The 26,386-nt window shown below is 74.6% G+C and carries 23 protein-coding genes and 1 riboswitch; of the genes, 5 read left to right on the top strand and 18 right to left on the bottom strand.

The genetic code is table 11. The features are described 5' to 3' along the window. Positions 1–147: 147 nt before the first annotated feature. From ACGGZK_RS09860 to rsmI, 7 genes are all read right to left on the bottom strand, one after another. On the bottom strand, positions 148–2,022 hold the full coding sequence (locus tag ACGGZK_RS09860) for an ABC-F family ATP-binding cassette domain-containing protein (RefSeq protein WP_395242490.1): 1,875 nt from the start codon (positions 2,020–2,022) through the stop codon (positions 148–150). Between the two features lie 12 nt (positions 2,023–2,034). Further along, positions 2,035–2,964: a 4-(cytidine 5'-diphospho)-2-C-methyl-D-erythritol kinase gene (locus ACGGZK_RS09855; RefSeq protein ID WP_395242489.1), complete on the bottom strand. Its 930-nt coding sequence runs from the start codon at positions 2,962–2,964 to the stop codon at positions 2,035–2,037. Between the two features lie 9 nt (positions 2,965–2,973). After that, positions 2,974–3,879 carry a 16S rRNA (adenine(1518)-N(6)/adenine(1519)-N(6))-dimethyltransferase RsmA gene (rsmA, locus tag ACGGZK_RS09850; RefSeq protein ID WP_395242488.1) on the bottom strand — a complete coding sequence of 302 codons (906 nt, stop codon included), beginning with the start codon at positions 3,877–3,879 and terminating at the stop codon, positions 2,974–2,976. 1 nt (position 3,880) lies between these two features. Next, positions 3,881–4,795, bottom strand: coding sequence for a TatD family hydrolase (locus ACGGZK_RS09845; protein ID WP_395242487.1), 915 nt, complete (start codon positions 4,793–4,795; stop codon positions 3,881–3,883). Then, positions 4,792–6,351, bottom strand: coding sequence for a methionine--tRNA ligase (gene metG / locus ACGGZK_RS09840; protein WP_395242486.1), 1,560 nt, complete (start codon positions 6,349–6,351; stop codon positions 4,792–4,794). The genes ACGGZK_RS09845 and metG overlap by 4 nt, the downstream gene beginning before the upstream one ends. Positions 6,352–6,391: 40 nt before the next feature. Next, positions 6,392–7,522 (bottom strand): NADP-dependent oxidoreductase, encoded by a 1,131-nt coding sequence (locus ACGGZK_RS09835; protein WP_395242485.1) that lies wholly within the window; start codon positions 7,520–7,522, stop codon positions 6,392–6,394. An 84-nt stretch (positions 7,523–7,606) separates the two neighbouring features. Continuing rightward, the gene (rsmI, locus tag ACGGZK_RS09830; protein WP_395242484.1) at positions 7,607–8,431 is read right to left on the bottom strand and encodes a 16S rRNA (cytidine(1402)-2'-O)-methyltransferase; all 825 of its coding nucleotides are present in this window, start codon (positions 8,429–8,431) and stop codon (positions 7,607–7,609) included. A 52-nt stretch (positions 8,432–8,483) separates the two neighbouring features. Here rsmI and ACGGZK_RS09825 point away from each other — a divergent pair, with 52 nt between their 5' ends. Then, positions 8,484–10,172 (top strand): dolichyl-phosphate-mannose--protein mannosyltransferase, encoded by a 1,689-nt coding sequence (locus ACGGZK_RS09825; protein WP_395242483.1) that lies wholly within the window; start codon positions 8,484–8,486, stop codon positions 10,170–10,172. Between the two features lie 78 nt (positions 10,173–10,250). On the opposite strand, the gene ACGGZK_RS09820 is transcribed toward ACGGZK_RS09825, so the two are convergent. The 11 genes from ACGGZK_RS09820 to ACGGZK_RS09770 form a co-directional block, all read right to left on the bottom strand. After that, a complete protein-coding gene (locus ACGGZK_RS09820; RefSeq protein ID WP_395242482.1) occupies positions 10,251–11,378 on the bottom strand; it encodes a zinc-binding alcohol dehydrogenase family protein in 1,128 nt (375 codons plus the stop codon). Further along, the gene (locus ACGGZK_RS09815; RefSeq protein ID WP_395242481.1) at positions 11,375–12,403 is read right to left on the bottom strand and encodes an NAD(P)-dependent alcohol dehydrogenase; all 1,029 of its coding nucleotides are present in this window, start codon (positions 12,401–12,403) and stop codon (positions 11,375–11,377) included. Before ACGGZK_RS09815 ends, ACGGZK_RS09820 begins: the two co-directional genes overlap by 4 nt. Continuing rightward, a complete protein-coding gene (locus tag ACGGZK_RS09810) occupies positions 12,400–12,624 on the bottom strand; it encodes a helix-turn-helix transcriptional regulator (protein WP_395242480.1) in 225 nt (74 codons plus the stop codon). Before ACGGZK_RS09810 ends, ACGGZK_RS09815 begins: the two co-directional genes overlap by 4 nt. Continuing rightward, positions 12,618–13,052 (bottom strand): hypothetical protein, encoded by a 435-nt coding sequence (locus ACGGZK_RS09805; protein ID WP_395242479.1) that lies wholly within the window; start codon positions 13,050–13,052, stop codon positions 12,618–12,620. The genes ACGGZK_RS09810 and ACGGZK_RS09805 overlap by 7 nt, the downstream gene beginning before the upstream one ends. A 152-nt stretch (positions 13,053–13,204) precedes the next feature. Beyond that, entirely contained in the window at positions 13,205–13,534 is a 330-nt protein-coding gene (locus tag ACGGZK_RS09800) for a DMT family transporter (protein WP_395242478.1), read from the bottom strand. A 15-nt stretch (positions 13,535–13,549) separates the two neighbouring features. After that, positions 13,550–13,617: riboswitch (guanidine-III (ykkC-III) riboswitch) on the bottom strand. A 50-nt stretch (positions 13,618–13,667) separates the two neighbouring features. Beyond that, positions 13,668–13,976 carry an antibiotic biosynthesis monooxygenase family protein gene (locus tag ACGGZK_RS09795; protein ID WP_395242477.1) on the bottom strand — a complete coding sequence of 103 codons (309 nt, stop codon included), beginning with the start codon at positions 13,974–13,976 and terminating at the stop codon, positions 13,668–13,670. After that, the gene (locus ACGGZK_RS09790; RefSeq protein ID WP_395242476.1) at positions 13,973–15,400 is read right to left on the bottom strand and encodes an AMP-binding protein; all 1,428 of its coding nucleotides are present in this window, start codon (positions 15,398–15,400) and stop codon (positions 13,973–13,975) included. Before ACGGZK_RS09790 ends, ACGGZK_RS09795 begins: the two co-directional genes overlap by 4 nt. After that, entirely contained in the window at positions 15,393–16,010 is a 618-nt protein-coding gene (locus ACGGZK_RS09785; RefSeq protein WP_395242475.1) for a phosphohydrolase, read from the bottom strand. The genes ACGGZK_RS09790 and ACGGZK_RS09785 overlap by 8 nt, the downstream gene beginning before the upstream one ends. Positions 16,011–16,082: 72 nt before the next feature. Beyond that, positions 16,083–18,026, bottom strand: a complete 1,944-nt coding sequence (locus ACGGZK_RS09780) for a VWA domain-containing protein (RefSeq protein ID WP_395242474.1) — start codon at positions 18,024–18,026, stop codon at positions 16,083–16,085. Then, a complete protein-coding gene (locus tag ACGGZK_RS09775; RefSeq protein WP_395242473.1) occupies positions 18,023–18,739 on the bottom strand; it encodes a potassium transporter Kef in 717 nt (238 codons plus the stop codon). The genes ACGGZK_RS09780 and ACGGZK_RS09775 overlap by 4 nt, the downstream gene beginning before the upstream one ends. Further along, complete coding sequence (locus ACGGZK_RS09770; RefSeq protein WP_395242472.1) at positions 18,736–20,307, bottom strand: ATPase; 1,572 nt, start codon at positions 20,305–20,307, stop codon at positions 18,736–18,738. Before ACGGZK_RS09770 ends, ACGGZK_RS09775 begins: the two co-directional genes overlap by 4 nt. 113 nt (positions 20,308–20,420) lie before the next feature. On the opposite strand from ACGGZK_RS09770, the gene ACGGZK_RS09765 reads away from it, so the two are divergent. The 4 genes from ACGGZK_RS09765 to ACGGZK_RS09750 all read left to right on the top strand — a co-directional run bounded on the left by ACGGZK_RS09765 (position 20,421) and on the right by ACGGZK_RS09750 (position 26,370). Further along, positions 20,421–20,987: a cysteine hydrolase family protein gene (locus tag ACGGZK_RS09765; protein WP_395242471.1), complete on the top strand. Its 567-nt coding sequence runs from the start codon at positions 20,421–20,423 to the stop codon at positions 20,985–20,987. Positions 20,988–21,033: 46 nt separating this feature from the next. Beyond that, entirely contained in the window at positions 21,034–22,344 is a 1,311-nt protein-coding gene (locus ACGGZK_RS09760; RefSeq protein WP_395242470.1) for an O-acetylhomoserine aminocarboxypropyltransferase/cysteine synthase family protein, read from the top strand. Further along, positions 22,341–22,934: a CoA-binding protein gene (locus tag ACGGZK_RS09755; protein WP_395242469.1), complete on the top strand. Its 594-nt coding sequence runs from the start codon at positions 22,341–22,343 to the stop codon at positions 22,932–22,934. The genes ACGGZK_RS09760 and ACGGZK_RS09755 overlap by 4 nt, the downstream gene beginning before the upstream one ends. Before the next feature lie 67 nt (positions 22,935–23,001). After that, a complete protein-coding gene (locus tag ACGGZK_RS09750) occupies positions 23,002–26,370 on the top strand; it encodes an ATP-binding protein (RefSeq protein WP_395242468.1) in 3,369 nt (1,122 codons plus the stop codon). Positions 26,371–26,386 lie beyond the last annotated feature (16 nt).

Here is a 26,386-nt window from a genome sequence, read left to right as displayed (position 1 = left end):
CGCGGGTGTGCGCAGGCGGACATGGCTCCGCCACGGATGATGTCGGTGGGGGCGTCGATGCCGCGATCGCGGGTACCCCTCGACCCTACGTGAAGGATCTGCGTGCGCAGGCCGCGTGTGACGTTACAAGTCGAAGGATCTGCGCGTTCAGGCTTCGAGCTGCTCGGATACTTCGAGCCAGCGCGTCTCGAGGTCGGCCACGGATGCCTCGAGCTCGCGCAGCCCGTCACCGAGGGTGCCGAGGCCGACGTAGTCGGACTGGTCGTGGCGGGCCAGGTGCTCGTGCTGCTCGGCGATCTGCGCCTGCAGCTTCTCGAGGCGGCGGTCGATCGAGCTCAGCTCCTTCTCGGCGGCGCGTCGGTCGGCGCCCGTGAGGGTCGTGGCGGGGCCGGCCGCGGCGGCCGGGGCCGCACCGGCCGGAGCACCCCCGGCGCCCGACGCCGACCCGGCGGCCGACGCCCGGCCCGGGGCATCCGGCCCGCCCGTCGCCTCCGCGCCGCGGCGCAGCTCGAGGTACTGCTCGACGCCGCGCGGCAGGTCGCGCAGGTGCCCGTCCATGACGGCGACCTGCCGGTCGGTGACCCGCTCGACGAGGTACCGGTCGTGCGAGACGACGAGGAGCGTGCCGGGCCACGAGTCGAGGAGGTCCTCGATCGCGGCCAGCATGTCGGTGTCGAGGTCGTTCGTCGGCTCGTCGAGGATGAGCACGTTGGGCTCCTGCAACAGGATCAGCAGGAGCTGCAGCCGGCGCTTCTGCCCGCCCGAGAGGTTCTTCACCGGCGTCGACAGCTGCGCGTTCGTGAACCCGAGCCGCTCCAGGAGCTGGCCCGGCGACAGCTCGACCGCCTTCGACCCGCTGCCGATCTGGTAGCTCGACCGCAGCTCGGCGACGACCGCGCTCACGCGGTGCTCGCTCCACTCCGCGAGCTCGGCGAGCTCCTGGCTGAGGGTCGCGACCCGCACGGTCTTGCCCCGCTTCACCCGCCCGCTCGTGGGCTCGACCGCGCCGGTGACGAGGCCGAGCAGCGTCGACTTGCCGGCGCCGTTGACGCCCAGGATGCCCGTGCGCTCGCCCGGCGCGATGCGCCACTCGACGTCGCGCAGCACCGTGCGGGTGCCGCCGCCCGGCGCCGGGAACTCGACGCCCGCGTCGAGCAGGTCGACCACGTCCTTGCCGAGCCGGGCGACCGCGAGCCGGGACAGCTCGACCGGGTTGCGCACCGGCGGCTCGTCGGCGATGAGCTGGTTCGCGGCCTCGATGCGGAACTTCGGCTTCGACGTGCGGGCCGGCGCGCCGCGGCGCAGCCAGGCGAGCTCCTTGCGCATGAGGTTCTGCCGCTTCGCCTCGGTCGCCGCCGCCATGCGGTCGCGCTCGACGCGCTGGAGCACGTAGGCCGCGTAGCCCCCCTCGAACGGCTCGACGATGCCGTCGTGCACCTCCCAGGTGGCGGTGCAGACCTCGTCGAGGAACCAGCGGTCGTGCGTCACGACGACGAGCGCGCCCTGGCCGGCCGCCCACCGCTGCTTCACGTGCCGCGCGAGCCAGGCGATGCCCTCGACGTCGAGGTGGTTCGTCGGCTCGTCGAGGAACAGCACGTCCCAGTCGCCCACGAGCAGGGCCGCGAGCCCGACCCGACGGCGCTGGCCGCCCGACAGGTCGCCGACGCGCCCCTGCCACGGGACATCCGCCAGCAACCCCGCGATCACGTCGCGCACCTTCGCGTCGCCCGCCCAGACGTGCTCGTCGATGCCGCCGACGACGGCGTCGGCGACGGTCAGGCCGGGGTCGAGCACGTCGGCCTGGTCGAGCATGCCGATGCGGATGCCCCGCCGCTGCGTCACCCGGCCGCCGTCGGGATCGAGCCGGCCCGCGAGGAGCTTCAGCAGCGTCGACTTGCCGTCGCCGTTGCGGCCGACCACGCCGACGCGGTCGCCCTCGTCGATCCCGAGGGTCACCTCGTCGAAGACGGTGCGGGTGGGGAACTCGAGGTGCAGGCGCTCGGCGCCCAGGAGGTGTGCCATGACCCGACGAGCCTAGTCGTGCATGAGGCGGGCGCCGGGCACGGGCCCGCGCACGCGCAGCGCGGTGTGCCCCGCGGCCGACAGCGCGACCTGGAGCTCGATCGCCGCCTCCGACCCGGCGGCGAGGAACGCGAGCGTCGGCCCCGACCCCGAGACGATCCCGGCGAGCGCCCCGAGCCCGCGGCCCAGGTCGAGCACCTGCGCGAGGCCCGGCGCGAGCCGCACGGCCGCACGCTCGAGGTCGTTCGCGAGGGAGTCGGCCAGCTGGTGCGCGTCGCCGGCGCGCAGCGCCTGCAGCACGGCCGTGTCCACGACGGGCGGCCCGTCGGGCGCCTGCCAGCGCGACTGCTCGCGCAGCTCGTCGAGCTCGCCGTACACGGTGGGCGTCGACAGCCCGTGGTCGGCGGTGACGAGCACCCAGTGGAACTGCCCGGTCGCGAGCGCCGGGTTCAGCCGGTCGCCGCGGCCGGTGCCGATCGCCGTGCCGCCGGTGAGCGCGAACGGGACGTCGGCGCCGAGCTGCGCGGCGAGCGCGTGCAGCTCGTCCTTCGAGAGGCCGGTGCCCCACAGCGCGTCGCACGCGACGAGGGTCGCGGCCGCGTCGGCCGAGCCGCCGCCCATGCCGCCGGCGATGGGCACGTGCTTCGTGATCTCGAGCCGTGCGCCGCCCGGCACGCCGGCCGTGCGGGCCAGCAGCCGGGCCGCGCGCACGGCGAGGTTCGTGCGGCCGGTCGGCACGCCGGTCGTGTCGATGCCGCCGCGGAACGAGACCGTGATCTCGTCGTCGAGCCAGGCGCGCACGTCCTCGAAGAGCGACACGGCCTGGTACGCGCTCGCGACCGAGTGGTAGCCGTCCTCCTCGAGGGCGCCGACCTTGAAGTACAGGTTGATCTTGCCCGGCGCCCGGACGTGCACCGCTCCATCGGCCGCCGCGATCGTCATGGGACCACGCTAGCCGAGGCCGTCGCTCGGGAAGCGGGCCGCGCGCGCGATCGCGAGGAACTCGGCGACGCCCAACTGCTCGCCCCGCGCCTGCGGGTCGACGCCCGCGCGCTCCAGCACCTCGGCCGCCGTCGCCGATGTGCCGCCGAGCACGCCCGACAGGGCCTGGCGCAGCATCTTGCGGCGCTGCTGGAAGGCGGCGTCGACGATGGCGAACGTGGCGCGCCGCTCCTCCTCGGTGCCGGCCGGGTCGCCGGGCGGCGCGGTGCGCTCGAAGCCGACCAGCACGGAGTCGACGTTCGGCACCGGCCAGAACACGAGCCGCGACACCTGCCCGGCGGTGCGCCAGTCGCCGTACCACGCGGCCTTCACGCTCGGTGCGCCGTAGACCTTGGACCCGGGGGCGGCGGCGAGCCGGTGGCCCACCTCCGCCTGGACCATCACGATGCCCGACCGCAGCGACGGCAGGTGCTCGAGCAGGTGCAGCAGCACCGGCACCGACACGTTGTACGGCAGGTTCGCGACCAGCCGCACGGGCGGCTCGCCCGGCAGCTCGACGACCTTCAGTGCGTCCTCGTGGACGACGGTGAGGTCGGTGCCGGGCTGCATCAGCGCGGCGGTGTGCGGCAGCTGCGCCGCGAGGCGGCCGTCGATCTCGACGGCGGTGACGGACGCGCCGGCCTCGAGGAGGCCGAGGGTCAGCGACCCGAGGCCCGGGCCGATCTCGAGCACCGTCTCGCCGGGCTGCACGCCGGCGGACTGCACGATGCGCCGCACCGTGTTGCCGTCGTGGACGAAGTTCTGCCCGAGCTTCTTGGTCGGGGTGACGTCGAGGATGCCCGCGAGGTCGCGGATCTCGGCGGGCCCGAGCAGGCGCGGCTGCGCCGGCGCCCCCTCGACCTCGTGCCGGTGCATGTCAGCCCCCCTCGCCCCTGGTCACGGGGTCATCCTGCCACGAGCCGTACACGCGCACCGTGTTCGACGCGAGGTCGGCGCAGAGCTCGTCGAGGTCGGCGCCGAGCACCTCGGCCATGAACCGCACGGTGTGCGGCACCAGGTACGGGGCGTTGGGCCGTCCGCGGAGCGGGGCCGGCGTGAGGTACGGGGCATCCGTCTCGACGAGGATCCGGTCGCGCGGCATGACCCGCAGCGCCTCCCGCAGGTTCTCGGCGTTCTTGAACGTGACGTTGCCGGCGAAGCTGGCGTACCAGCCCTCGTCGGCCGCGAGGCGGGCGAGGTCCTCGCCGCCCGAGAAGCAGTGGAACACGGTGCGCTCGGGCGCGCCGACGCGCCGCAGGGTGCCGACGACGTCGTCGTGGGCGTCGCGGTCGTGGATCTGCAGCGCCGCGCCGTGGCGCTTCGCGATGTCGATGTGCGCCTCGAACGAGCGGAACTGCGCGGGCCGGCCGACCTCGTCGGTGCGGAAGAAGTCGAGCCCCGTCTCGCCGATGGCGCGCACGCGCGGCTGCGCCGCGAGCTCGTCGATCACGGCGAGCGCGTCGTCGAGCGCCCCGGATGCCTCGAGCTCGGGCGCCTCGTTCGGGTGCAGTGCGACCGCGGCGAGCAGCCGCGGCTCGCGCGCGGCGACCTCGGCCGACCAGCGGCTCGTCGCGACGTCGGTGCCGACCTGCACGGCGCCGGCGATGCCGACCGCGGCGGCCCGGTCGAGGTGCTCGGCGACGGAGAGCGCCATGGCGCCGTCCGCGATCTCGAGGTGGGTGTGGTTGTCGTACACCGGGATCGCGAGCTCCTCCGGCGACGCCGGGTACTCGGCGGCGGCGCGGCCGCCCTCCGACCGGGTGCGCAGGTGCTCGGGGGCGGCGTCCGTCACTCGCCCGCCTCGATGCGCGGGAACAGCGCCTCGAGCGTGCCGACCCGCTCGCCGACCGTCCACTCGTGCGCCCGGTCGATGCGCTGCTCCTGCACGCTGCCGGGCGCGCCGAGCGCGGTCCACAGCTTCGCCGTCGCCTTCGGGAGCACCGGGGAGAGCAGCACCGCGAGGGTGCCGACGCCGTGGTACGCCGTGGCGAGCACGGTCTCGAGCCGCTCGCGGTTCGCGGGGTCCTTGGCGAGCGCCCACGGCTCCTGCTCGGTGATGTAGCCGTTCAGCGCGTCGACGAGCTCCCACACCGCGGCGATCGCCTCGTGGATCGCGAAGCGGTCGATGGCCTCCCACGAGGCATCCGTCGCCCGTCGCTCGACCTCGGCGATGGCGAGGTCGACGTCGGTCGGGGCGACCGCCGCGGGCACGGCGCCTTCGAAGTACCGGTTCACCATCGCGATCACGCGGGAGGCGAGGTTGCCGAAGCCGTTCGCGAGCTCGGCCTGGTAGCGGGCCGAGAGGTCCTCCCACGAGAACGAGCCGTCCTGGCCGAACGAGATCGCGCGCAGGAAGTAGTAGCGGAACGCGTCGGAACCGAACGTCGAGGTGATCTGCTCGGGCGCGATGCCGGTGAGCTTCGACTTCGACATCTTCTCGCCGCCGACGAGCAGCCAGCCGTGGCCGAACACGCCGCGCGGCACCTCGAGGCCGGCCGCCATGAGCATGGCGGGCCAGATCACCGCGTGGAACCGCAGGATGTCCTTGCCCACGAGGTGGTGGGCCGGCCAGCGGCGGGCGAACTCCTCGTCGTCCTCGCCGTAGCCGACCGCGGTGACGTAGTTCAGGAGGGCGTCGAACCAGACGTACACGACGTGCGACTCGTCCCACGGGACCTTCACGCCCCAGTCGAACGTCGACCGCGAGATCGACAGGTCGGACAGGCCCGAGCGCACGAACGAGACGACCTCGTTGCGGGCCGACTCGGGCTGCACGAAGCCGGGCTGCTCCTCGTAGAGGGCGAGCAGGCGGTCGGCGAACGCCGACATGCGGAAGAAGTAGTTCTTCTCGTGCAGCAGCTCGACGGGCTTCGAGTGGATCGCGCAGACGAGCTGGCCGGCGTACTCGCCGGTGCCGTCGACGAGCTCGGACTGCTGCTTGTACTCCTCGCAACCGACGCAGTAGTACCCCTCGTACTCGCCGGTGTAGATGTGACCGTCGTCGTAGAGCTTCTGGAGGAAGCGCTGGACGTTGCGCTCGTGCCGCTCGTCGGTGGTGCGGATGAAGTCGTCGTTGGCGATGTCGACGGTCTCGAGCAGCGGCTTCCACGCCTCGGCGACGAGCTTGTCGGCCCATTCCTTGGGGGTCACGCCGTTGGCCGTGGCGGTGCGCAGGATCTTCTGGCCGTGCTCGTCGGTGCCGGTGAGGGACCAGGTGCGCTCACCCGCCTGCCGGTGCCAGCGCGCGAGCACGTCGGCGGCCACCTCCGTGTACGCGTGCCCGATGTGGGGCACGTCGTTGACGTAGAAGATGGGCGTGGTGATGTAGAACGAGGAGCCGTCGGCCATCCCTCGATTCTAAAGGCGGACGGATGCCTCCCCGCGCGCGTTACTCGGTGCTCGGGGCGCCCGTCGCCGCTCCCGCCGTGGAGGCCCCGCGGGCGTCCCTCGCCGCCCGTTCCTCCGCGTGGCGCCGGCGCACGCTGCCGTCGGCGATCGCGGCGGGCACCTGCTCGACGACGTCGACGTGCCGGTGCGGCGTCGGTACCCCGAGGGTGACGTCCTGCTCCTTGAGGTCGGGCTCCTGGCTGCGCTGCCCGGGGTACGACACGATGTGCATCCCGAGCACGATCTTGCCGGGGGCGTCGCGGCGGTCGAGCGACCGGTACGCGTCGGCGATCCGGTCGAGCCCGAAGATGTCGGCGATGGGCAGCCGCACCTTCCGGTCGGCGATGGCGTGCGCGATCCGCTCGAGGGCCACCCGGTCGCCCGGGCCGACGACGATGGCCTTGCCGGTGTCGACGGCCGCGTGGTCGAGCGTCGTGAGGGTGCGCGAGGCGGGCACGCCGAGCTTCGCGGCCTCGTCGGCCTCGCCCCCGAGGAAGTCGAGGAACGCGGCGATGGGCCCGGGGACGGCCGCGCGGACCCGGTCGGCCAGCCCCGGCCCGTAGGCCATGGGGAGGATGCCGAACTGGCGGAGGAAGTCGAATCGCGCGTCGGCGGTGGTGCCGACCACGGTCGCCCCGCGGAGGCGCGCCAGCTGCGCGGCGAGGCATCCCACCCCGCCCGCGGCGGCGGTGACGACGATCGTGTCCCCCTCGCGGATCTGCAGCGAGTCGATCGCCTGCCAGGCGGTCGCGCCGGCGATCGGCAGCGCGCCGGCGACCTCCCACGGCACGCCGTGCGGTCGTCGCACCACGGATGCCTCGGGCGCGACGACGTGCGTGGCGTGCGCGCCCGCCTCGACGAGGCCGATCACCTCGTCGCCCTTCGACAGCCGCATCACCTCGGGGCCCGCGGCCACGACCACGCCCGCGAACTCGCGGCCGGGCCAGGCCGGCAGGCCGGGCAGCCGGCCCTCGGGGGCCTCGCCGCGCCGCTCGAAGCTCTCGATCGGGTTCACGCCGGCGGCGAAGACCTCGACGAGCACGTCGGCCGGGCCGGGCGACGGCGTGACGACCTCGACGACCTCGAGCACCTCGGGGCCGCCGAACCGGGAGTACCGCACTGCGTTCGACATGTCGCACCTCCACGTGCGCGATGGCGAGCGCATCGACGCGCGTACCTCCATTGTCCCCCTGTCGGGGGTGAATGGACCCGTCGGTCACGACCCCTTGCGGGCGGCGAGCGCCGCCTCGTAGAGTTCTCGGCGCCCGAGGCCGGTGCGTGCCGCCACCTCGGTCGCGGCATCCTTCAGGCGCGTGCCGGATGCCTCGAGCGCGAGCACCTGCTCGAGCGCCGACGCCGGGTCGGCCACCGGGGCGTCGGCTCCGCCGACGACGATGCAGATCTCGCCGCGGACCCCGGCCGACGCCCACTCGGCGAGCTCGGCGAGCGTGCCCCGGCGGACCTCTTCATGCAGCTTCGTCAGCTCGCGGCAGACGGCCGCGGGGCGGTCGGGGCCGAACGCGGCGGCGAGCGCCTCGAGGGCGGTCGCGAGCCGGCTCGGACCCTCGAAGAACACGAGCGTGCGACGGTCGGCGGCGAGCTCGGCGAGGCGGCGCGACCGCTCCCCCGCCTTGCGCGGCAGGAAGCCCTCGAACGCGAACCGGTCGGTCGGCAGGCCCGACACGGCGAGCGCGGTGACGGGCGCGCTCGGCCCGGGGATGACGGTGACGTCGACGCCGGCGGCGACCGCGGCCTGCACGAGCGGGAAGCCGGGGTCGGACACGGTCGGCATGCCGGCGTCGGTGAGCACGAGCACGTCGCCGTCGCGGGCGAGGTCGACGAGCTCACCCGCCCGCTGCCGCTCGTTGTGCTCGTGCAGGGCGATGAGCCGGGGCCGGTTCGCGATGCCGAGGCCGGCGAGCAGGCGCTGCGTGACGCGGGTGTCCTCGGAGGCCACGACCTCGGCGTCCTCGAGGGCCTGGCGGAGCCGGACCGATGCGTCGCCGAGGTTGCCGATCGGCGTGCCGCCCAGGATGATCATGCCTCCAGTCTGGATGATGGACCGGCCGAGGCGCTGTCCTAGGCTTCGATGCATGACTGCCGAGACGGATCCGGAGCGCGCGGGCGAGGGCCCCGCGACCGACGCCGTCGGGGTGGTGGAGCGGGAGCCGGACGCGACGGACGCCGGCGCGCCCGAGGCATCCGACCCGCCCGAGCCATCCGAGCCCGAGGGCCCGCGCGGCACCCGCATCGACGACTGGTGGGCCAGGCAGCTCGCCGTGCCGTGGAAGCGCACGCTCTGGACTTGGGGCGGCCCGCTCGCCGTCACGCTGCTCGCCGCCGTGCTGCGGTTCTGGGGGCTCGGGCACCCGCACCGGATCGTCTTCGACGAGACCTACTACGTGAAGGACGGCTGGACCCTCTGGCACAACGGCTACGAGTCGGCGTGGCCGGAGGGGTCCGACGCGGCGTTCGCGCGCGGCGACACCCTGTCGTTCCTCCAGGACCCGGCGTACGTGGTGCACCCGCCGCTGGGCAAGTGGCTGATCGGGCTCGGGATGGCCGCGTTCGGCGCGGGCGACGCGTTCTGGTGGCGCGCGACGACCGCGCTCGCCGGCACGATCGCCGTGTTCCTCGTCACCCTCGTCGGCCGGCGCCTGCTCGGCACCACGATCGCCGGCGTGATCGTGGGCCTGCTGTTCGCGATCGACGGCAACGCGATCGTGATGAGCCGGGTCGCGCTGCTCGACAACTGGGTCATGCTGTTCGGCCTCGTCGGGTTCTGGTTCGTGCTGCTCGACCGGGATCGGTCGCGGCGCCTCCTCGAGGCCCGCGTCGATGCCGACCGGGCGGCGGGCGCCGAACCGCACTACGGGCCGGCGCTGTGGAACCGGCCGTGGGTGCTCGCCGCCGGCGTCGCGTTCGGCGCGATGTGCGCGGTCAAGTGGTCGGGCATCTGGTTCCTCGCGGCCTTCGGCCTCTACCTCGTCGCGGTCGACGCGTTCGCCCGTCGTCGCGCCGGCCTGCCGTTCTGGATCAGCGGCGCGATCCTCAAGCAGGCGCCGGTCACCTTCGTGCTGCTGGTGCCGATCGCGTTCGCGGTCTACCTCGCGTCGTGGACGGGATGGCTCGTGACCGACGGGGGCTACTACCGGCACTGGGCCGACGACCCGGTGAACGCCTGGACGGGCGCGTTCGCATGGGTACCCACCGCCCTGCAGAGCCTCTGGCACTACCACCAGGCCGCGTACTCGTTCCACCTCGGCGTGCACTCGGAGCATCCGTGGGCGTCGAACCCGCTGACGTGGCTCGTCATGGGCCGGCCGACGAACATGTACTACCGCGACGTGCCGTGCGGCACCGATTCGTGCGCGGAGTCGATCATGGGCATCGGCAACCCGCTCATCTGGTGGGGCGGCGCCCTCGCCGTGCTCTACCTCGTGTACCGGCTCGTGCGGCGCCGCGAGTGGCAGGTCGGGATCATCCTGCTCGGCCTCGCGGCCGGGTACCTGCCGTGGCTCGGCTACCTCGACCGCACGGTGTTCCAGTTCTACTCGATCGCGTTCCAGCCGTACCTCGTGCTCGCGCTCGGGTTCGTGATCGCGCGCATCCTCGGCCGCCCGACCGACCTCACCTGGCGGCGCGAGCGCGGCCTCGCGGTCGTCGCCGTCTTCCTGTTCTGGACGGTGTGCGTGTCGGCGTTCTTCCTGCCGCTCTGGACGGCCATGCCGATCTGGCCCGAGTTCCGCACCCTGCACTTCTGGCTGCCGAGCTGGGGGTAGGCCCGGCCCTCCCGGCCCGGCCCATCCCAGCCCCTCCCGGTCCAGCCCGGCCCACCCGCCGAGCCGAGCCCCGCCCGTTCAGCCCAGCCGCGTCGCGTCCAGCACGATGCGGCCGCGCGACGCGCCCGCCTCGAAGCGCCGCACCGCGTCGGCCGCGTCGGCCATCGGCACGACCCCGTCGATGACCGGCACCACCCGGCCGCTGCGCACGAGCCGATCGAGCGCGCGCAGGTCGTCGCCGTCGGCCTTCGCCGCGAGCACGCGCAGGTGCCGCCGTGTGCCGAGGTCGCGCAGCGCCGTCGAGGCGAGTCGCGGCAGCGGCCCCAGCGTGCGCCCGCCCGCCCCGGTCGACATGACCAGCGAGCCGCGCGGCGCGAGCCGGGCGACCAGGTCGGCGACCGGCCGCTGAGCGGTGAGGTCGACGACCAGGTCGTAGCCACGGCCCCAGTCGGCGGCGGGGTGGGTGCGCTCCACGACGCCGGCGGCCCCGGCGGCGCGCACCAGGTCGAGGCGGTCCCGCGATGCGGCGGCCGTCACGTCCGCGCCGTACGCGGCCGCGATCGAGACGGCGAGCAGGCCCACGTTGCCCGAGGCGCCGGTGACGAGCACGCGACGGCCCGCGAGGGCGTCGAACGGATCGGGCGCGGCGGATGCGTCGGGCCCGGCGGATGCCTCGCTCCCGGCGGACACCTCGGGGACGTCGGATGCACCGCCCGAGGCGGAGGCCTCGCCTGCGGCGTCCCGCCGCCCGGACACCCCGAGCCGGAGCGCCTGCAGCGCCGTGACGCCCGGCAACGGCAGCGCCGCGGCCTGCACGAGGTCGATCCCACGCGGGACGCGCGCGACGACCGAGGCCGGCAGTACGGCGAACTCCGACCACGCGCCATCCGTCTCGCCGTGGACGCGGTCGCCGGGCGCGACGCCCTCGACGCCCTCGCCGACCGCGGCGACCGTGCCCGCGACATCCCTGCCGAGGACCGGGCTCGAGGGCCGCGCGAGGCCCGAGGACAGCCGGATCAGCCGCGGCTCGCCGCGGAGCAGGAACGCGTCGGCCGCGTTGCCCGAGCTCGTCGCCACGCGCACGAGCACCTCGCCGGCGCCGGGCGCCGGCACGGGACGCTCGACCACGGCGATCGCGTCGGGCCCGCCGTAGCGACGCCGGCCGACGGCGAGCATCGTCGCGGGGAGGGTCTCGTTCGCGTTCATCGCGCCGTCGCCTCCACCCGGGCGGTGACGAGCACGACCGCGCCCGCCTTGTGGCCGCCGTCGACACGGCGATGGGCGTCGGCGACCCGTTCGAGCGGCAGCACCCGGTCGACGACCTCCCGGATCCGGCCCTCCGCGACGAGCCGGCCGAGGAGTTCGAGGTCGGCGCGCTTCGCCGCGGCCGAGCGGAGCCCGGTGAACGCGATCGCCGTGCGGCGGCGCCGCAGCAGCTTGGTGGGCACGGCCAGCGCGAGCACGCCGAGGCTCGGCACCGTCGTGAGGTACGCGCCGCGCGGGCCCAGCAGCGGCCGGGCCGTGCCGAAGCTCCAGCCGCCGACCGCGTCGAACACGACGTCGTAGCCGGAGACACCGCGCGCGACCAGGTCGGCCTTCGCCGTCGCCTGGGCCGGGCCGGCCGTGCGGTCGATCACGAGGTCGGCGCCGAGCGCGCGCACCAGGTCGAGGTTCGGGGTGCTGGTCACGGCCGTGACGCGGGCGCCGAGGGCCTTCGCGACCTGCACGGCCGACGAGCCGACCGCGCCGGCGGCGCCGACGACGAGCACCTCGTCGCCCGGGCCGACCCGGCCGAGGTCGCGCAGGAACGGCGTCGCCGTCAGGAACCCGTCCACGACGGCCGCCGCGCCCGCATCGTCGAGCCCCGCCGGAGTCGGCACGACGGCCGCGTCCTCCGCGATCACGAGGTATTCGGCGTTGCCGCCCGAAGCCGGTGCGAGCGTGCCGTGCACGCGGTCGCCGACGGCGAACCACCGGGCTCCCTCACCGAGTGCGTCGACCACGCCGGCGAAGTCGCCGCCCGGCACGGCGTGCCGTGGCCGGCGGAAGCCGGAGGCGATCCGGGCGTAGCGCGGGCTGCCTGCCCGCATGACGGCGTCGGCGGCGCCGACGATGGTCGCCCCGACCCGCACCCGGATCTGCCCGGGACCGGGCTCGGGCATCGGCACCTCGGCGATGCGGGCGACCTCGGGCGGGCCGTACCGGTCCACGATGACGGTGCGCATGATCATGCCTCCTCCTCGGGGAACTGGAACACGTCGTCGAGTCCCACCCCGAACACCCTCGCGATCTGGAAGGCCAGTTCGAGCGACGGCGAGTAGCGTCCCTGCTCGATGGCGATGACGGTCTGCCGGGTGACCCCGATCCGCTTGGCGAGGTCGGCCTGCGTCATCTCGTCGTGGGCGAAGCGCAACGCGCGGATCGCGTTCGTCACCCGGGTCGGCTTCACCATGCCTGGAACCCGCCCTGCCGGTAGGCGACGAGCTTCGTGACCGACGAGAGGATCGCCGAGAGCACGAAGCACAGGTAGATCGCGTTCGCGATCCAGAACCAGTCGAGCTGGAACCAGGCCATGACGAGCGCGGCGAGCGCGCCGATCACGACGAACGAGTTGCCGACGCGCTCGCCGGTGCGCTCGATCTCGCGGTCGCGCTGGTCGCCGCGGGTCTGCTCGCTCGGCCAGGCGATCTCGACGAGGATGCGCACGACGATGCCGGCGACGATCGCGCCGCCGATGGTCCACACCATCGGCCAGACGTAGTCGACGTCGGCGACCGGCGTGCCGGCGACGAGCGACGGCAGCACGAGCGAGAGGTACACCCCGTAGCCGACGACGGCGATCACGAGGAACGACCAGACGCCCTTCTCCTCGTACGACATGCGGACCTCCCGGTGCGGCGACCGGCCGGCTGCGCCGGCCTGTCAAGAATGTTTGACACGCCCAGTGTCAAGCACAGCCGACACCGTGTCAAGGATTCTTTACATCCACCGGGACGGATGGCTCGCCGCGGTCGAGCCGCTGAGCCCGGCGCCTAGTGCCCCGCCCCGCCGTCGACGAGCTTCAGCCCCACCACGCAGCCCACGAGCCCCGCGATGAGGGCGAGCTTCGCCCACGAGACATCCGTGTCGCCCGTGACCATCGCCCAGATCACCGTGAGCGCCGCACCGATGCCGACCCAGACCGCGTACGCGGTGCCGGTCGAGATGTCGCGCATCGCCCACGCGAGCCCGCCCATCGACAGGGCCAGCGCGCCGAAGAACACGACCGACGGCCAGAGCTTCGTGAAGCCCTCCGACTTGCCGAGCGCGGTCGCCCAGACCGCCTCGAGGACACCCGACAGGATGAGCACGACCCACGCCATGACCGATCACTCCAACGTGCCAGTCTTGTCGCGTTCCGGGTACTGGGTGCCCTCGTCCGGCGTCGCACCGTGGGCGACGTGCCCTCAGGCTAGCAACGCCGGCTGATCACGCCCTGTGCACGTCAGCCTCGGCTCAGGCGTCGAGCACGCGCGCGAAGTGCTCCACCACGGGGAACGGCTCGTAGAACCCGTGCAGCAGCCGCCGCCAGTCCTGGTAGGCCGCCGACCCGCGGAAGCCCACCTCGTGCGCTTCGACCGATTCCCAGTGCACGAGCAGCAGGTACTCGTTCGGCGTCTCGATCGAGCGCGACAGCGTCAGGTCGACGAACCCGGGCATCGCGGAGATGATGGCGGATGCCTCGGCGAACGCCAGCTCGAACTCGGCCTCGCGGCCGGGGACGACGGGCAGGATCGCGTGCTCGAGCACGGGGGCGCTGGTCATGCGTCGAGGCTACCCGCGGGCCCCGGCGTCGCCGGCACGGCGGCGCTCCGATAGCGCCGCGGCTTGCCCTCCCCGAGGTCGGCGACGTGCGCGACCCGCTCGACGGCGACGGGCCGGCCCAGCAGTGCGTGCAGGGCCGCCTCGACGCGCACGGCGTCGCCACCGGCGATGCGCGCCCGCACCGCGCCGTCGGCCGCCTGCTCGACGGTCCAGCCGAGCGCGCCGTGCGCCTGCAACTGCTGGGTGAGGTCGACGCACGGCACGAGCGCGCCGTCGCCCGCGACGAAGCGGGTGTGCTCGCGGCCCTCCAGGTCGGCGATGCCGAGCGCGCCGTCCGCGAGGCGGACGAGCCGCCCGAAGTCGCCGGTGCGGTAGCGCACGAGCGGCAGCAGCGGGTTCTCCCCTGCGGTCACGACGAGTTCGCCCGCCTCGCCGTCGGGCACGGGATGCCCCGCCTCGTCGAGCACCTCGACGTGCACGCGCCGGTCGAGCACGCGGAACGGCCCGTCGTCGCTTCGCACCGCGATCGGCCGGGTCTCGTGGAGGCCGTAGACGTCGAGCACGGGGCATCCGAACGCCGCCTCGAGTTCGGCGCGGAGCGGGCCCGACAGCGCCATCGCCCCCGAGAACAGGGCGAGCGGGCGGATGCTCCGCCGCAGGTCGGGGGCGAGGAGCTCGGCCAGGCTCGTCGGGTCGCCGGTGACCACCTGCGGGTCGGCGTCGGCGAGGAAGGCGGCGCGATCCGCGCCTGCCGGCCATTCGGCCGGGTGCAGGTTGATGCGCGCCATCGCCCGCTGCCCGAACCCGCTCACGATCGACGCGTAGGTGAACGCGGTGCGCTGGTGCACGACGTGGGCGAGGGCCATCCGCTCGCCGTCGGGCCGCCAGTCGACGCCCTCGCGCGCGACCAGGTCGACGAGCAGGTGGAACCCGCGGGCGACCTCCTCGACGTCGTCGGGCACGACGAGTGCGGCGCCGGTCGACCCGGAACTGGAGCCGTGCACCATCCGCCCGAAGTCGGCGTCGAGCGGCACGAACGCGGCCACGTCGGCGACGAGGTCGGCGCGCGAGCTCGTCGGGAAGTCCTCGAGCCGGTCGAGCCCGGTGCGGCCGCGGTACCGGATGAGTCGCCGCGCCACGGCGAGGTGGTCGTCGAGCCACCCGTCGAGCGGCAGCGGATGCCTCGTGCGCTCGACCTGCTCGGCGGTGAGCCGGTCGCCGGTGGCGTGCACCCAGGCCGGTGCGTGGGGGTGCCGGCGCCAGCGATCGAGTCGCGCGGCGCCCTCGGCCGTCAGGGTGGGCCAGCGCTCGGCGTCGGCGAGCACCGCGGAGTCGCCGGGCCGGTACTCGGGCAGGGCGAGCGGGTCGGCGGCGTCGGGGTCGCGGCCGGGGTCGGGGGCGGGGCCGGGGTGCGCGTCACTCACGCGAGTACCTCGCCGCCGCCTCCTTCGCGCGCGCCTCGGCGAGGCGCCGCGCGACCTCGGCGCGATGCCGGTGCTCGGCGAACGCGGCCGCGAGCGCCTCGTTGCGCTGCAGGGAGTCGTGCGCGGCGAGCAGGTCGCGCGCGGTCGCAGCATCCTCGCCGGCGGGCAGGTAGCCGGCCCAGAGCAGGAACGTGCGAGCCGCCTCGTCGCGGCGCTCGGCATCGGCGAGCCAGTCCAGCGGGTCGGCGACGGGCGCCACGCGCAGGGCCAACGCGTCGACCGCGATCTCGAGCCTCGTCCGGACCACGTCGCCGAGGGCCGGGGCGAACGGCTCGACCAGTTCCTCCGAGGCGATCAGCCAGAGCGCGAGGCCCGCGCCGCGCCGTACCCGCGCGTCATCGGCGAACGGGATGCACGCCGGCCGCCGCTCGAGCACGTCGCCGGCGAGCGCCGCGATCGAGAGCCGGTCGTCGAGGAACGCGCGCGGCGCGCTCGACAGGCGGGCGGCCACCGCGGCGAGCGGGGGTCCCGGCCGGGCGCCGGCCCACGCGGCCGCCTCGTCGTCGCCGCGGTCCGCCCATGCGGCGAGCAGGTCGTCGACCTCAGCCATGCCGTTCCTCCCGTTCGTCGTCCCGGTCGTCCATCCGTGCGGCACCGCGAGCCATCCGTTCGCCTTCAGGGGTCATCCGTGCAGCACCTCCGCGAGCCGGACGCACGCGGCCGGGGCATCCGCCATCGCGTCGAGGTACACGACCTCGTACCCCGCCGCGTCGGCGAACGGGGCGACGGTCCGGAGACGGTCGAGCAGCAGGAGCGTGCCGGTCGTGAGCTTCGTGCGCACCTCCGCCGCGACCTGCGCGTACGGCTCGTTGCCGTCGCCGAACATCGACGTGAGCCCTTCGTCGGAGATGACCACGACGTGGCGGCGCTCGCCGTCGCGCGGCGGCGCGAGTCGCGCGTAGCGCTCGCCGAACCGGTCGAGGGGGAACGAGGTGCTGCGCCCGAAGTACCAGGCGAGTCCGGCGACGACATCGACGGGGTCGCGCACGAACCGCACGCTTCCGGCGACCTCGCCCGGGCCGGAGAAGCTGGTCACCCGCACCCGACCGCCGCCGCGCAGCACCGACAACGCGAGGATGGTGCCGGCGAGCACCGCGGGCGATCCGCGCCTGGGCGTCGGCATCGACGCCGAGGAATCGAGGTACAGGTCGAGTGCGATGCTCGCCTCAACCGGTTCGGGCTCGTCCACGAGCGATGACCGACGGCGCGTGGTGACTCCCGCGATCGGATCCGGACCGGCCTGCAGCGTCGCCGCCCAGTCGAGGTCGGCGAGGTCGTCGCCCGACTCCCAGAGCTCGAGCGGCCCGGGCAGGTCGGGGGCCGGCCGGTCGGGGCGGCGCTCGGTGACGGGCCGCACCCACCTCGCCGCCTCGGTGCGGTACCAGGCCGCGATCACCGCGTCGGAGTCCGACGCGTCGTACAGGTCGAGCGTCGCGGCGACCCCCAGGCTCTGCCCGCCGCCGGACCCACCACCGGGGCCGTCGCCCGCGCCGGGCACGCTCCCGGCCGATCCGGGGCGCCCGCCGGCGCGCGCCACATCGATGGGATGCCGCGGCGTCGCGTGCAGCCGGCGGTCGCCGAGGATCCGGCCGAGCTCCGCGGCGGTCGCCGGGCCGGTGTCGGCCGCGCACGCCCCACCGCCGCCGCCCGCGAGTCCGGCGAGCGCCGCTCCGGCGACGGCGGCCGCGCGGTCGGCGTCGGCGTCGGCGTCGGCGTCGCGCTGCTCGAAGAGGTAGGGCGCGGCGAGCATGCCGAACGACAGCGCTCCCGACACCGGGTCCGACGCGAACCCGCGGACGAGGTCGGCCGTGAGCGCCGCGTCGAGCACGGGGTCGGTGCGGACCGCGTCGGCGAGCTCGGCCTGCACGGCCTCCGCGGCGCGCCGCGCCTCGCGGAGCCGCCGCTCGCGATCCCGGAAGCGCTCCTCGAGCGCGTCGATCGACGCCTCCGCCGCGCCGCGCGGCCGCGCCGCGCGCTTCCGTGCCGGCGGCTCGACCGGGCAGAACGATCCGGCCGGCAGCCGCCACACCAGTTCGTACGCGCGTCGGAACACCCACCAGAGCCGGTCGTCGCCGTCGAAGGATGCCGCGAAGGTGGTGCGCCGGGCGCGCACGATGCCGGGTTCGCGGTCGGGGTGCGCCGCACGCTGCAGCTGCGCGACGCGCGCGTCGACGAGCAGGTCGTTCCAGAGGTTCGCGAGCCGTGGGATCCAGTCGGGGCTCGTCGGGCCGTCGCCGCTCGCCGCGATCGCCCTGGCCGCCTGGTGGCGGATCTTCAGCCCGTCGATGCGGGTGCCCGGCGCGAGCACGTGGTGGCCGAGCTCATGGGCGAACAGCGCCTCGAGGTCGTCGGCGAGCCCCGCCCCCGCGATGCCGTCCGGGTCGATGCCGACGGCGGGCGGGAACCCGAACCAGGCGAACGAGCCGACCTCGCCTGTGGCGCCGGGCCGCAGCTCGGGTTCGTGCATCCGCACGCCCCAGAGCGCCTGCGCGCGCGACCAGGCCGCGAGGCCGTCGGCGTCGAGCCGGGCGACCGCGCCGGCGCCGGCGACCGGCTCGCCCGTCACGCCTCCTCCACGCGCACCCACGCCAGGTGCGTGTCGGGACGGCACTCGACCACGGCCGTTCCGCGCGGCGCCGACGATTCGGGCTCGGCGTCGAGCCGGCCGAGCCGCGACCCGAACACGTCGGCGTCGAGCCGCCACCACTCGCCGGAGGCCCGCACGGCGAACGCTCCGGGCTCGTCGAGGGGGCGCCAGGCGTCGGGCGGCGCGATCCAGGCGTCGGCGAACCCGGCGAAGCCGCCCGCGGCGAGGACGTACCCGCGGGCCGCGTCGCGCCCCTGCCACCAGAACCGGTCGAGCGACTGCCGGGTGGCGAACTCGCCGAGGCCGGCCGCGTCGAGGCCGAGCGCGGCGGCGATCGCCGCGCGCAGCCGCACGTCCGTTCCGGCGGCCGCGATGCGGCCGAGCGCGTCGTCCCGCAGGTCGAGTACGCCCGACCGCCAGCCGGCGACCCCGGCGAGCGCGACGAGGTCCCCCCGGGAGGGCGCAGCGGATTCCTCGGTGGCGGATGCCCCGCCCGCCGCCGACCACGCGGCGACGCCCTGCGCGAACGACGACCGGAACCGCATCGCATCGCCGCCCCGCCGGGTCGCGACCTCGGCTGCGAGCGCGACGTCGAGGCCGGCGGCGCGCGCCGCCCGCTCGGCGGCCGCCACGACGTCGTCGTCCGCCCACGTCGCCGTGCGGTTCACGAGGTGGCCCGGGCGGCGGATCATCCGACGCCCTCGGCCCAGCGCAGGTACGCCGTGTACCGCTGGTGCAGGTACTTCAGGGCGATGAGGTCGTCGAAGTGCCGGCCGTAGAGCTTGCCGGTCGCCGCGATCGCGCGGATGCGCGACTCGACCTCGGTGAGGCGGCGGGAGGCCTCGATCGCGGGGAGCCCGTCGAGTCCTCGGTCGAGCTCGGCGAGCAGGTCGCCGACCGGGTCCTCGGCGCCGAGCCGCGCCGCGTCGTACTCGCGGCACGACCGGTCGAAGAGGTCGGAGAGCCAGCTCGTGGCATCCGTCGCCAGCTCCCGCTCGGCGCCGATGTCGAACCGCGGGTGCCCGAGGTTCGGCTGCAGCTTCCCGCGCAGCGCGAACGGGAGCACCGCGCGCACGTCGCCGACGCCCACCTCGTGCCGGCCCCGGAACCAGGCGACGGCCTTCGCGTAGACGATGAGCGTCTGCAGCGCGCGCACCGACAGCCCGTTCAGCGTCTGCGCGCCGAGGTCGACCTCGAGGTCGGCTCCCGTGTTCGCATCGATCGCCTCGCCGACCCGGCCGCCGCCCGTCGTCACCGTGTCCTTCGTGCGGTACTCGAACCGCCGGCCGCCGTGCTGGACGAACTCGAAGTGGCTGAAGAAGTACTCGAGGCGCCGGCGCACGTCGTGCGGCATCGGCACGGCGCGGATCGCCGACCGCATCCGCTCCTGCTCGTCGGGTGCGAAGACGAGCTCGGCGGGCACGTGCTCCTCGGGCTTCTCCCCCGCCTCGACGCGCGCCACGAGCTCGTCGAAGAACCGGCTGTTGAAGCCCGCGGCGGGCACGGTCACGTCCATGCGGTCGCGGAGCGCCTGGATCACGGGGAACGTGCCGCCGCCGGCGTCGTCGTTGGCGGTGAAGAACCAGCTCTCGACGCCGCGGTCGGGGCTCGTGCGGCGCATCTGGTCGTGGCTCTCGACGTACCCCTCGGCGACCATGGTGAGCAGCGCCGACTGCGTCTTCGTCGGGATGCGGTTGTACTCGTCGACGATCTTCACGGGCCGCGTGAGCCAGTCGCGCCACGCGATGCCGATGTCGGCCAGCCGCGACGCCTGCACGAGGTCGCGCGGCAGCGGGATGCCGACCAGGTCGCCGATCGTGAGCTGCGGCTGGCCCTGCTGCACGCCCCGGCGCACGTCGTCGGGCGTGGAGCCGGCGAGCACGCCCATGAGCACCGCGACGGTCGTCTTGCCGCGGCCCGGCCCGCCGATGAGCAGGCACTTGCCGCCGACGGCGAACGTGAGCAGCGGCAGCAGCACGTTGGACGAGAAGGACGCCTCGCCCGGCAGCGTGAGCTCGGCGCCGGCGTCGCCGAGCGGGATGGACAGCACCGGACCGTCGGCGAACTCGAGGTCGTAGTAGGGCGAGATCACCGCCCGGTTGACGATCCAGTAGTACGCCTGGCGGAGCTTCTCGTCGAGGGTCGGCGCGGGCGCCGCCTCCGGTTCGAGGAAGAGGTCCTCCGCCGAGATCGGACCCGCTGCCGTCGCGACGCCTGGGGCGGTGGGGGAAGCGGAGACTCGGTTCCAGCGATCGGTCACCCGGTGATCCTACGGCGGGCGTCGGATGCCCCGTCGACGCGTCGGCAGGATCCCGTCGCACGACGGCAGTCGGGGCATCCCCCGCGCGCGGGCGCCTGCCGCAGGATGGACGCATGGACCTCACCCCCGACACCGCCCTCATCGTGATCGACGTCCAGCAGGGCTTCGACGACCCCGGCTGGGGCCCCCGCGACAACCCCGACGCCGAGGCGAACATCGGCCGGCTCGTCGACGCGTGGTCGGCCGCGGGCCGCCCGATCGTGCTCGTGCGGCACGACTCCCGCGAGGCGGGTTCGACGCTCGCGCCGGGCGCGCCCGGCAACGCGCTCAAGGCGGTGGTGGCGGATGCCCCGCACGACCTCTTCGTCACGAAGCACGTGAACTCCGCGTTCTACGGGCAGCCCGACCTGCACGGCTGGCTCTCGGAGCGGGGCATCCGCTCGCTCGTGGTCTGCGGCATCCAGACGAACATGTGCGTCGAGACCACCGCGCGCATGGCCGGCAACCTCGGCTACGAGGTGGCGCTGCCCATCGACGCGACGCACACGTTCGACCTCGAGGGGCCCGGCGGCGAGCGCATCGCGGCGGCCGACCTCGCCCGCGCGACCGCGGTGAACCTGCACGGCGGCGGCTTCGCCGAGGTCGTCGCGACGAGCGACCTCATCCGTGTCGTCGCATGACACCCGGCGGACGGGTGCCACGCCCCGCGCGGATAGCCTGATCGGCATGGCAGACCGCGAATACGGCTTCAAGACGCGTGCGATCCACGCGGGGAACATCCCCGACGGCGTGACCGGTGCGCGTGCGCTCCCCATCTACCAGACGAGCGCGTTCGTCTTCGACGACACCGCGGACGCCGCGGCCCGCTTCGCCCTGCAGAAGTACGGCAACATCTACTCGCGCCTCGCGAACCCGACGGTCGCGAGCTTCGAGGAGCGCGTCGCGAGCCTCGAGGGCGGCCTCGGCGCCGTCGCGACCGCGTCGGGCCTGTCGGCGCAGTACATCACCTTCGCGTCGCTCGTCGGCGCGGGCGACCACATCGTCGCGAGCGCGAACCTCTACGGCGGCTCGATCACCCAGCTGGATGTCACGCTCCGCCGCTTCGGCGTCGAGACGACGTTCGTCGCGAGCGCCGACGCGGCCGACTACGCCGCCGCGATCCAGGACAACACGAAGGCCCTCTTCGTCGAGACGATCGCGAACCCCTCGGGTGAGATCGCCGACCTCGAGGCGCTCGCCGACGTCGCGCACGCGCACGGCATCCCCTTCATCGTCGACTCGACGATCGCGACCCCCTACCTCAACCGCCCGATCGAGTGGGGCGCCGACATCGTGACCCACTCGGCGACGAAGTTCCTCGGCGGCCACGGCACCACGCTCGGCGGCGTCGTCGTCGAGTCGGGCCGGTTCCACTGGCACTCCGAGAAGTTCCCGCTGTTCGGCCAGCCGGTGCCGACGTACGGCGGCCTCGAGTGGAGCGGCAACTTCGGCGAGTACGCCTTCCTCACGCGCCTGCGCGCCGAGCAGCTCCGCGACATCGGCCCGGTCCTCGCGCCGCACTCCGCATTCCTCCTCGCGCAGGGCGTCGAGACGCTGCCGTACCGCATTCAGGCGCACGTCGACAACGCCCGCGTCGTCGCCGAGTGGCTCGAGCAGGACCCGCGCATCGAGCGCGTGTTCTGGGCGGGCCTGCCGAACCACCCGCACCACGACCGCGCGCAGAAGTACCTGCCGCAGGGCCCGGGCTCGGTGTTCAGCTTCGAGGTGAAGGGCGGCCGCGAGGTCGGCCAGAAGCTCATCGAGTCGGTGAACCTCGCCTCCCACCTGGCGAACATCGGCGACGCGAAGACCCTCATCATCCACCCGGCGTCGACGACGCACGCGCAGCTCACCGAGCAGCAGCTCGTCGAGGCGGGCGTGCTGCCCGGCGTCGTGCGCCTGTCGGTCGGCATCGAGGACGTCGACGACATCATCTACGATCTCGACCAGGCGCTCACTCAGGCCACCCAGGCCGGCGCGACCGGAGGTGCACGATGACCGACACGCTGACGACCGAGGTGGCCGACGACCTCGAGACCGTCCGCTTCGCGAACGGCCTGTCCTGCGAGCTGCCCGCGAGCTCCCCGCTCGCGAAGCTGCTGCGCTCGCAGCGCACCTGGGTCGGCCCCGACGCCAAGGCGCGCCTGAAGATCCTGAACGCGGCGAAGTCGGTCGCGATCGTGGGCGCCTCGCCGAAGCCGCAGCGGTCGAGCTTCTTCGTTGGCACGTACCTCCAGCAGTCGAGCGACTACCGCCTGTACTTCGTGAACCCGATGGAGACCGAGATCCTCGGCCAGCCGGCGTACGCGAGCCTGAAGGACCTGCCCGAGGTGCCCGACATCGTCGTGGTGTTCCGCCGCGGCACCGACATCCCGCAGGTCGTCGACGAGGTCGTCGCCGCGGGCGCGAAGACGATCTGGGTGCAGCTCGGCATCTGGAACCAGGACGCCGCCTACTACGGCGAGGAGCAGGGCCTGACGGTCGTCATGGACCGCTGCATCAAGGTCGAGCACGCCCGCTTCCACGGCGGCCTGCACCTGCTCGGCTTCGACACCGGCCAGATCTCCTCGCGCAAGACGATCCGCTGAGCGGACGCCGGCTGCGGCCGGTCCGGCAGCACCTTCGGATGCCCCGGTGCGTCGATAGGCTCTTCGAGTGCTGATCGACCACCGGGGCATCCGCGTCGCGCTGCTCGGGCCCGTGCTGGTCGAGGGTCGCGACGGCGTGCTCGCCGAGCCGCCCGGCGTCCTCGCGAAGGCGCTGCTCGCGACGCTCGCGGGCGCCGACGGCCGCGCGGTCGACCGCACCCACGGCGTGGACGGCATCGTCGACGAGATCTGGGGCGACGAGCCGCCGCGCAACAGGAAGCAGGCCCTGCAGACGCTCGTCTCCCGGCTGCGCACGACGTGCTCCGAGGGGCTCGTCGCCTCGCGGCCCGGCGGGTACGCGCTCGCCCTCGCGCCCGAGGCGACGGATGTCGGGCTCGCGCACGCGCTCGGGCGCGACGCCGCCGCGCACGCGCGCGACGGCGACCACGAGGCGGCCATCGGGTGCCTCGATCGCGCCCTCGTGCTCTGGCGCGGCGAGCCCGGGCTCGACCTCGGCGCGGCTCCCGCCGGTGCGGCGCTCGCGGAGGCGACGGCCGCGCTCCGGGTGGGGCTGCGCGAGCTCCGGGCCCGCTGCCTGCTCGACGCGGGCGACGCCGCAGCGGCGGTCGCCGAGTTGGAGCCCCTCGCCGCGGCGCATCCGCTCGACGAGCACCTGCAGCACACTCGGCTCCGCGCCCTCGCCGCCGCGGGCCGGCGCACCGATGCGATCGCCGCGTTCGCGACGTTCCGCTCGGCGTTGCGCGACGACCTCGGCATCTCGCCGGGGCCGGCGCTCGTGGCGCTGCATGCCGATCTCCTGCGGGCGGATGCCACGGGCGAGGCATCCGGACCGCCCCCGGGATCGCGCCCATCGGAGGCGGCCCGCCGACCCGACCCGTTCGAACGCGCCATGCCGCGAACGCGCATCGGCGTGCGCGCCGCGCCGAACCCGCTCATCGGTCGCGTCGACGACGTCCGGCACGTCGAGGCGCTGCTCGCGCAGCACCGGCTCGTGACGATCCTCGGCACAGGCGGCCTCGGCAAGACCCGGCTTGCGCAGGAGGTCGCCGCCCGCTCCGACGCGCCGGCGGTGGTCGTGGTCGAGCTCGCGAGCATCCGGGCCGACGCCGACGTCGTGCTCGCGCTCGCGTCGACCCTCGGCATCCGCGAGGCGAGCGCCGCGGGCAGCCGGCTCGGCGAGCTCGCCCGGCGACCCGACCTGCGCGACCGCATCGTCGAGAAGCTCGCCGAACGCCCGACGCTGCTCGTCGTCGACAACTGCGAGCAGGTCGTCGAGGGCGCCGCGTCCTGGGTCGCCGACCTCCTCGGGGCGGTCCCCGGGCTCCGGGTGCTGGCGACGAGCCGCAGCCCCCTCGAGATCGGCGCCGAGCGGACGTACCGGCTCGACCCGCTCAGTGCGACCGCCGACGGCGACGGCTCGGGCCGCGGCCGCGGCCGCCCCGACGGTGCCGAGGCGGGCCTGGGGCCCGCGGTCGAGCTGTTCGTCGAACGGGCGCGCGCAGCCCGTCCGGGTGCCGCGCTGCCGCGCGCGGCGATCGGCCGGCTCTGCGAGCGCCTCGACGGCCTGCCGCTCGCGATCGAGCTCGCCGCGGCCCGCATCCGCTCGATGGGCGTCGAGCAGATCGAGGCGCGCCTCGGCGACCGGTTCGCGCTGCTCGCCGGCGGCGACCGCTCGGCGCCCGAACGCCAGCGCACGCTGCTCGCCGTCATCGAGTGGAGCTGGGCGCTGCTCACGCCCGCCGAACGGCTCGCGCTGCCGCGGCTCGCGTGGTTCGTCGACGGCTTCACGCTGGAGGCGGCCGAGTCGGTGCTCGACGATCCGGCCGCCGTCGACGTGCTCGACGGGCTCATCGCGCAATCGCTGCTGTCGGTCGCCGACGGCTCGCCCGCGGATGCCGGGGCCGGCGCCCAGGCCGCCGCCGCCGCCGCACCGCGCTACCGCATGCTCGAGACGGTGCGCGAGTTCGGCCAGTCCCGCCTCGGCGACGACGAACGGGAGGCGGTGCTCGGCGCCGTCGACCGGTGGGCGCGCGACTTCTCCGAGCACGCGCTCACCACCCTCCGAGGGCCGGGTCAGATCGCGGGCCTCGCCCGCACCTCCGCCGAGCAGGACAACCTCGTCGCGGTGCTGCGCCGCGCCATCGAGCGCCGGGACGCCGCGACGATCCTGCCCGTGTTCTCGTGCCTCGGGTACTTCTGGACCGTCCGCAGCGCGCACTCCGAGATCATCGCGTTCAGCGGACCCGTCCTCGACGCGACCCGCGGCTTCCGCCCGACGGCCGCCGACGCCACCGCCGCGACCCTCGCGTTCACGCTCATCGGCGGCACGAACCTCGCCGTCTTCACGTCGACCGGCCTGCGGGCGCTGGCCCGGCTCCGGGCCGTCGCGCGGCTCGGGCTCCCGCTCCCGCCCTGGCTGGAGGCGATCGGCGGATTCATCCTCGCCGCGCCCGACCTCGCGCTCGCGAAGGAGCGCATGGACGCGATGGCCGAGTCCGACGACCCCGAGACGGCGCTGCTCGCCAACGTCCTGCGCACGCAGTTCGCCGAGAACGCCGGGGAACCCGAGGCCGCCCGCGCAGACGGGCAGCGGGCGTACGCGCTCGCGACCGAACTCGGCGACACGTGGGCGCAGGCCATGTCGGCCCTGCTGCTCGCCGAACTCGACGCGCAGGACGGCGATGCCGAGGGCACGCTGCGCTGGGCGCGTCGGTCGCGCACGTCGCTCCTCGCGATCGGCGCGTCCGAGGACGTCCGCCAGGTCGACTGGCGCATCGCCACCGCCCTGCTCACCTCGGGGCGCTACGCGGAGGCGGCGGAACGGTTCGACGCCCTGTCCGAGGCCGATCCCTCGTTCCCCGACGGCGTCGAGCTCTCGAAGATGACCGGCCTCGGCCGGGCCGAGCTCGCGCGCCTCGACGGCCGGCTGGGTGAGGCGGTCGTGCTCGCCCGCGAGGTCGTCGACGGCTACGTCGACTCGAAGATCCGCTCCTCGCCGTGGTTCCTGCTCACGCTCGCCGGGTTCATCGCCGGGGGTGCGCGGTCGGGATGGCCCGAGGCCGACCTCGCCCGATGGGCATCGACCCTGCGCCGCCAGGCGACCGCGACGATGCGCGCCCGGCCGGGGTTCGTCGACCGCCCGGTGCTCGGCACCGTCGCGGTCGGCTGGAGCGCCTGGGCCGCGGGGCATCCGCCGCTCGCCGACCGCGCGGCCGAGCTGTTCGCCCTCGCCGAGGCGCTGCGCTCCCGGCAGGACCTCCCGTCGCTCGCACGGGCCTCGATCGAGGAGACCGTCGTCGCCGGGGTCGGACGAGCGGCCCTCGCCGCCGCGCGCGCCCGCGTCGCCGCGATGAGCCCCGACGAGCAGACCGAACGGGCCCGCGCCCTGCTGGCCGAACCCGTTCCGTCGGAGTGACCCCCGTGCGGCGGCC

This window comes from Agromyces sp. MMS24-K17, assembly GCF_043950245.1.
GTDB lineage: Bacteria > Actinomycetota > Actinomycetes > Actinomycetales > Microbacteriaceae > Agromyces.
The sequence above is the reverse complement of the archived record's forward strand: the minus strand, read 5'-3'. Positions and strand labels throughout refer to the sequence as shown.

Bases quoted from the DNA above. Each gene is read 5' to 3' on its own strand.
- ACGGZK_RS09860 (WP_395242490.1), bottom strand. From the start codon at position 2,022: ATGGCACACCTCCTGGGCGCCGAGCGCCTGCACCTCGAGTTCCCCACC.
- ACGGZK_RS09855 (WP_395242489.1), bottom strand. From the start codon at position 2,964: ATGACGATCGCGGCGGCCGATGGAGCGGTGCACGTCCGGGCGCCGGGC.
- rsmA (WP_395242488.1), bottom strand. From the start codon at position 3,879: ATGCACCGGCACGAGGTCGAGGGGGCGCCGGCGCAGCCGCGCCTGCTC.
- metG (WP_395242486.1), bottom strand. From the start codon at position 6,351: ATGGCCGACGGCTCCTCGTTCTACATCACCACGCCCATCTTCTACGTC.
- ACGGZK_RS09835 (WP_395242485.1), bottom strand. From the start codon at position 7,522: ATGTCGAACGCAGTGCGGTACTCCCGGTTCGGCGGCCCCGAGGTGCTC.
- rsmI (WP_395242484.1), bottom strand. From the start codon at position 8,431: ATGATCATCCTGGGCGGCACGCCGATCGGCAACCTCGGCGACGCATCG.
- ACGGZK_RS09825 (WP_395242483.1), top strand. From the start codon at position 8,484: ATGACTGCCGAGACGGATCCGGAGCGCGCGGGCGAGGGCCCCGCGACC.
- ACGGZK_RS09820 (WP_395242482.1), bottom strand. From the start codon at position 11,378: ATGAACGCGAACGAGACCCTCCCCGCGACGATGCTCGCCGTCGGCCGG.
- ACGGZK_RS09815 (WP_395242481.1), bottom strand. From the start codon at position 12,403: ATGATCATGCGCACCGTCATCGTGGACCGGTACGGCCCGCCCGAGGTC.
- ACGGZK_RS09810 (WP_395242480.1), bottom strand. From the start codon at position 12,624: ATGGTGAAGCCGACCCGGGTGACGAACGCGATCCGCGCGTTGCGCTTC.
- ACGGZK_RS09805 (WP_395242479.1), bottom strand. From the start codon at position 13,052: ATGTCGTACGAGGAGAAGGGCGTCTGGTCGTTCCTCGTGATCGCCGTC.
- ACGGZK_RS09800 (WP_395242478.1), bottom strand. From the start codon at position 13,534: ATGGCGTGGGTCGTGCTCATCCTGTCGGGTGTCCTCGAGGCGGTCTGG.
- ACGGZK_RS09795 (WP_395242477.1), bottom strand. From the start codon at position 13,976: ATGACCAGCGCCCCCGTGCTCGAGCACGCGATCCTGCCCGTCGTCCCC.
- ACGGZK_RS09785 (WP_395242475.1), bottom strand. From the start codon at position 16,010: ATGGCTGAGGTCGACGACCTGCTCGCCGCATGGGCGGACCGCGGCGAC.
- ACGGZK_RS09775 (WP_395242473.1), bottom strand. From the start codon at position 18,739: ATGATCCGCCGCCCGGGCCACCTCGTGAACCGCACGGCGACGTGGGCG.
- ACGGZK_RS09765 (WP_395242471.1), top strand. From the start codon at position 20,421: ATGGACCTCACCCCCGACACCGCCCTCATCGTGATCGACGTCCAGCAG.
- ACGGZK_RS09760 (WP_395242470.1), top strand. From the start codon at position 21,034: ATGGCAGACCGCGAATACGGCTTCAAGACGCGTGCGATCCACGCGGGG.
- ACGGZK_RS09755 (WP_395242469.1), top strand. From the start codon at position 22,341: ATGACCGACACGCTGACGACCGAGGTGGCCGACGACCTCGAGACCGTC.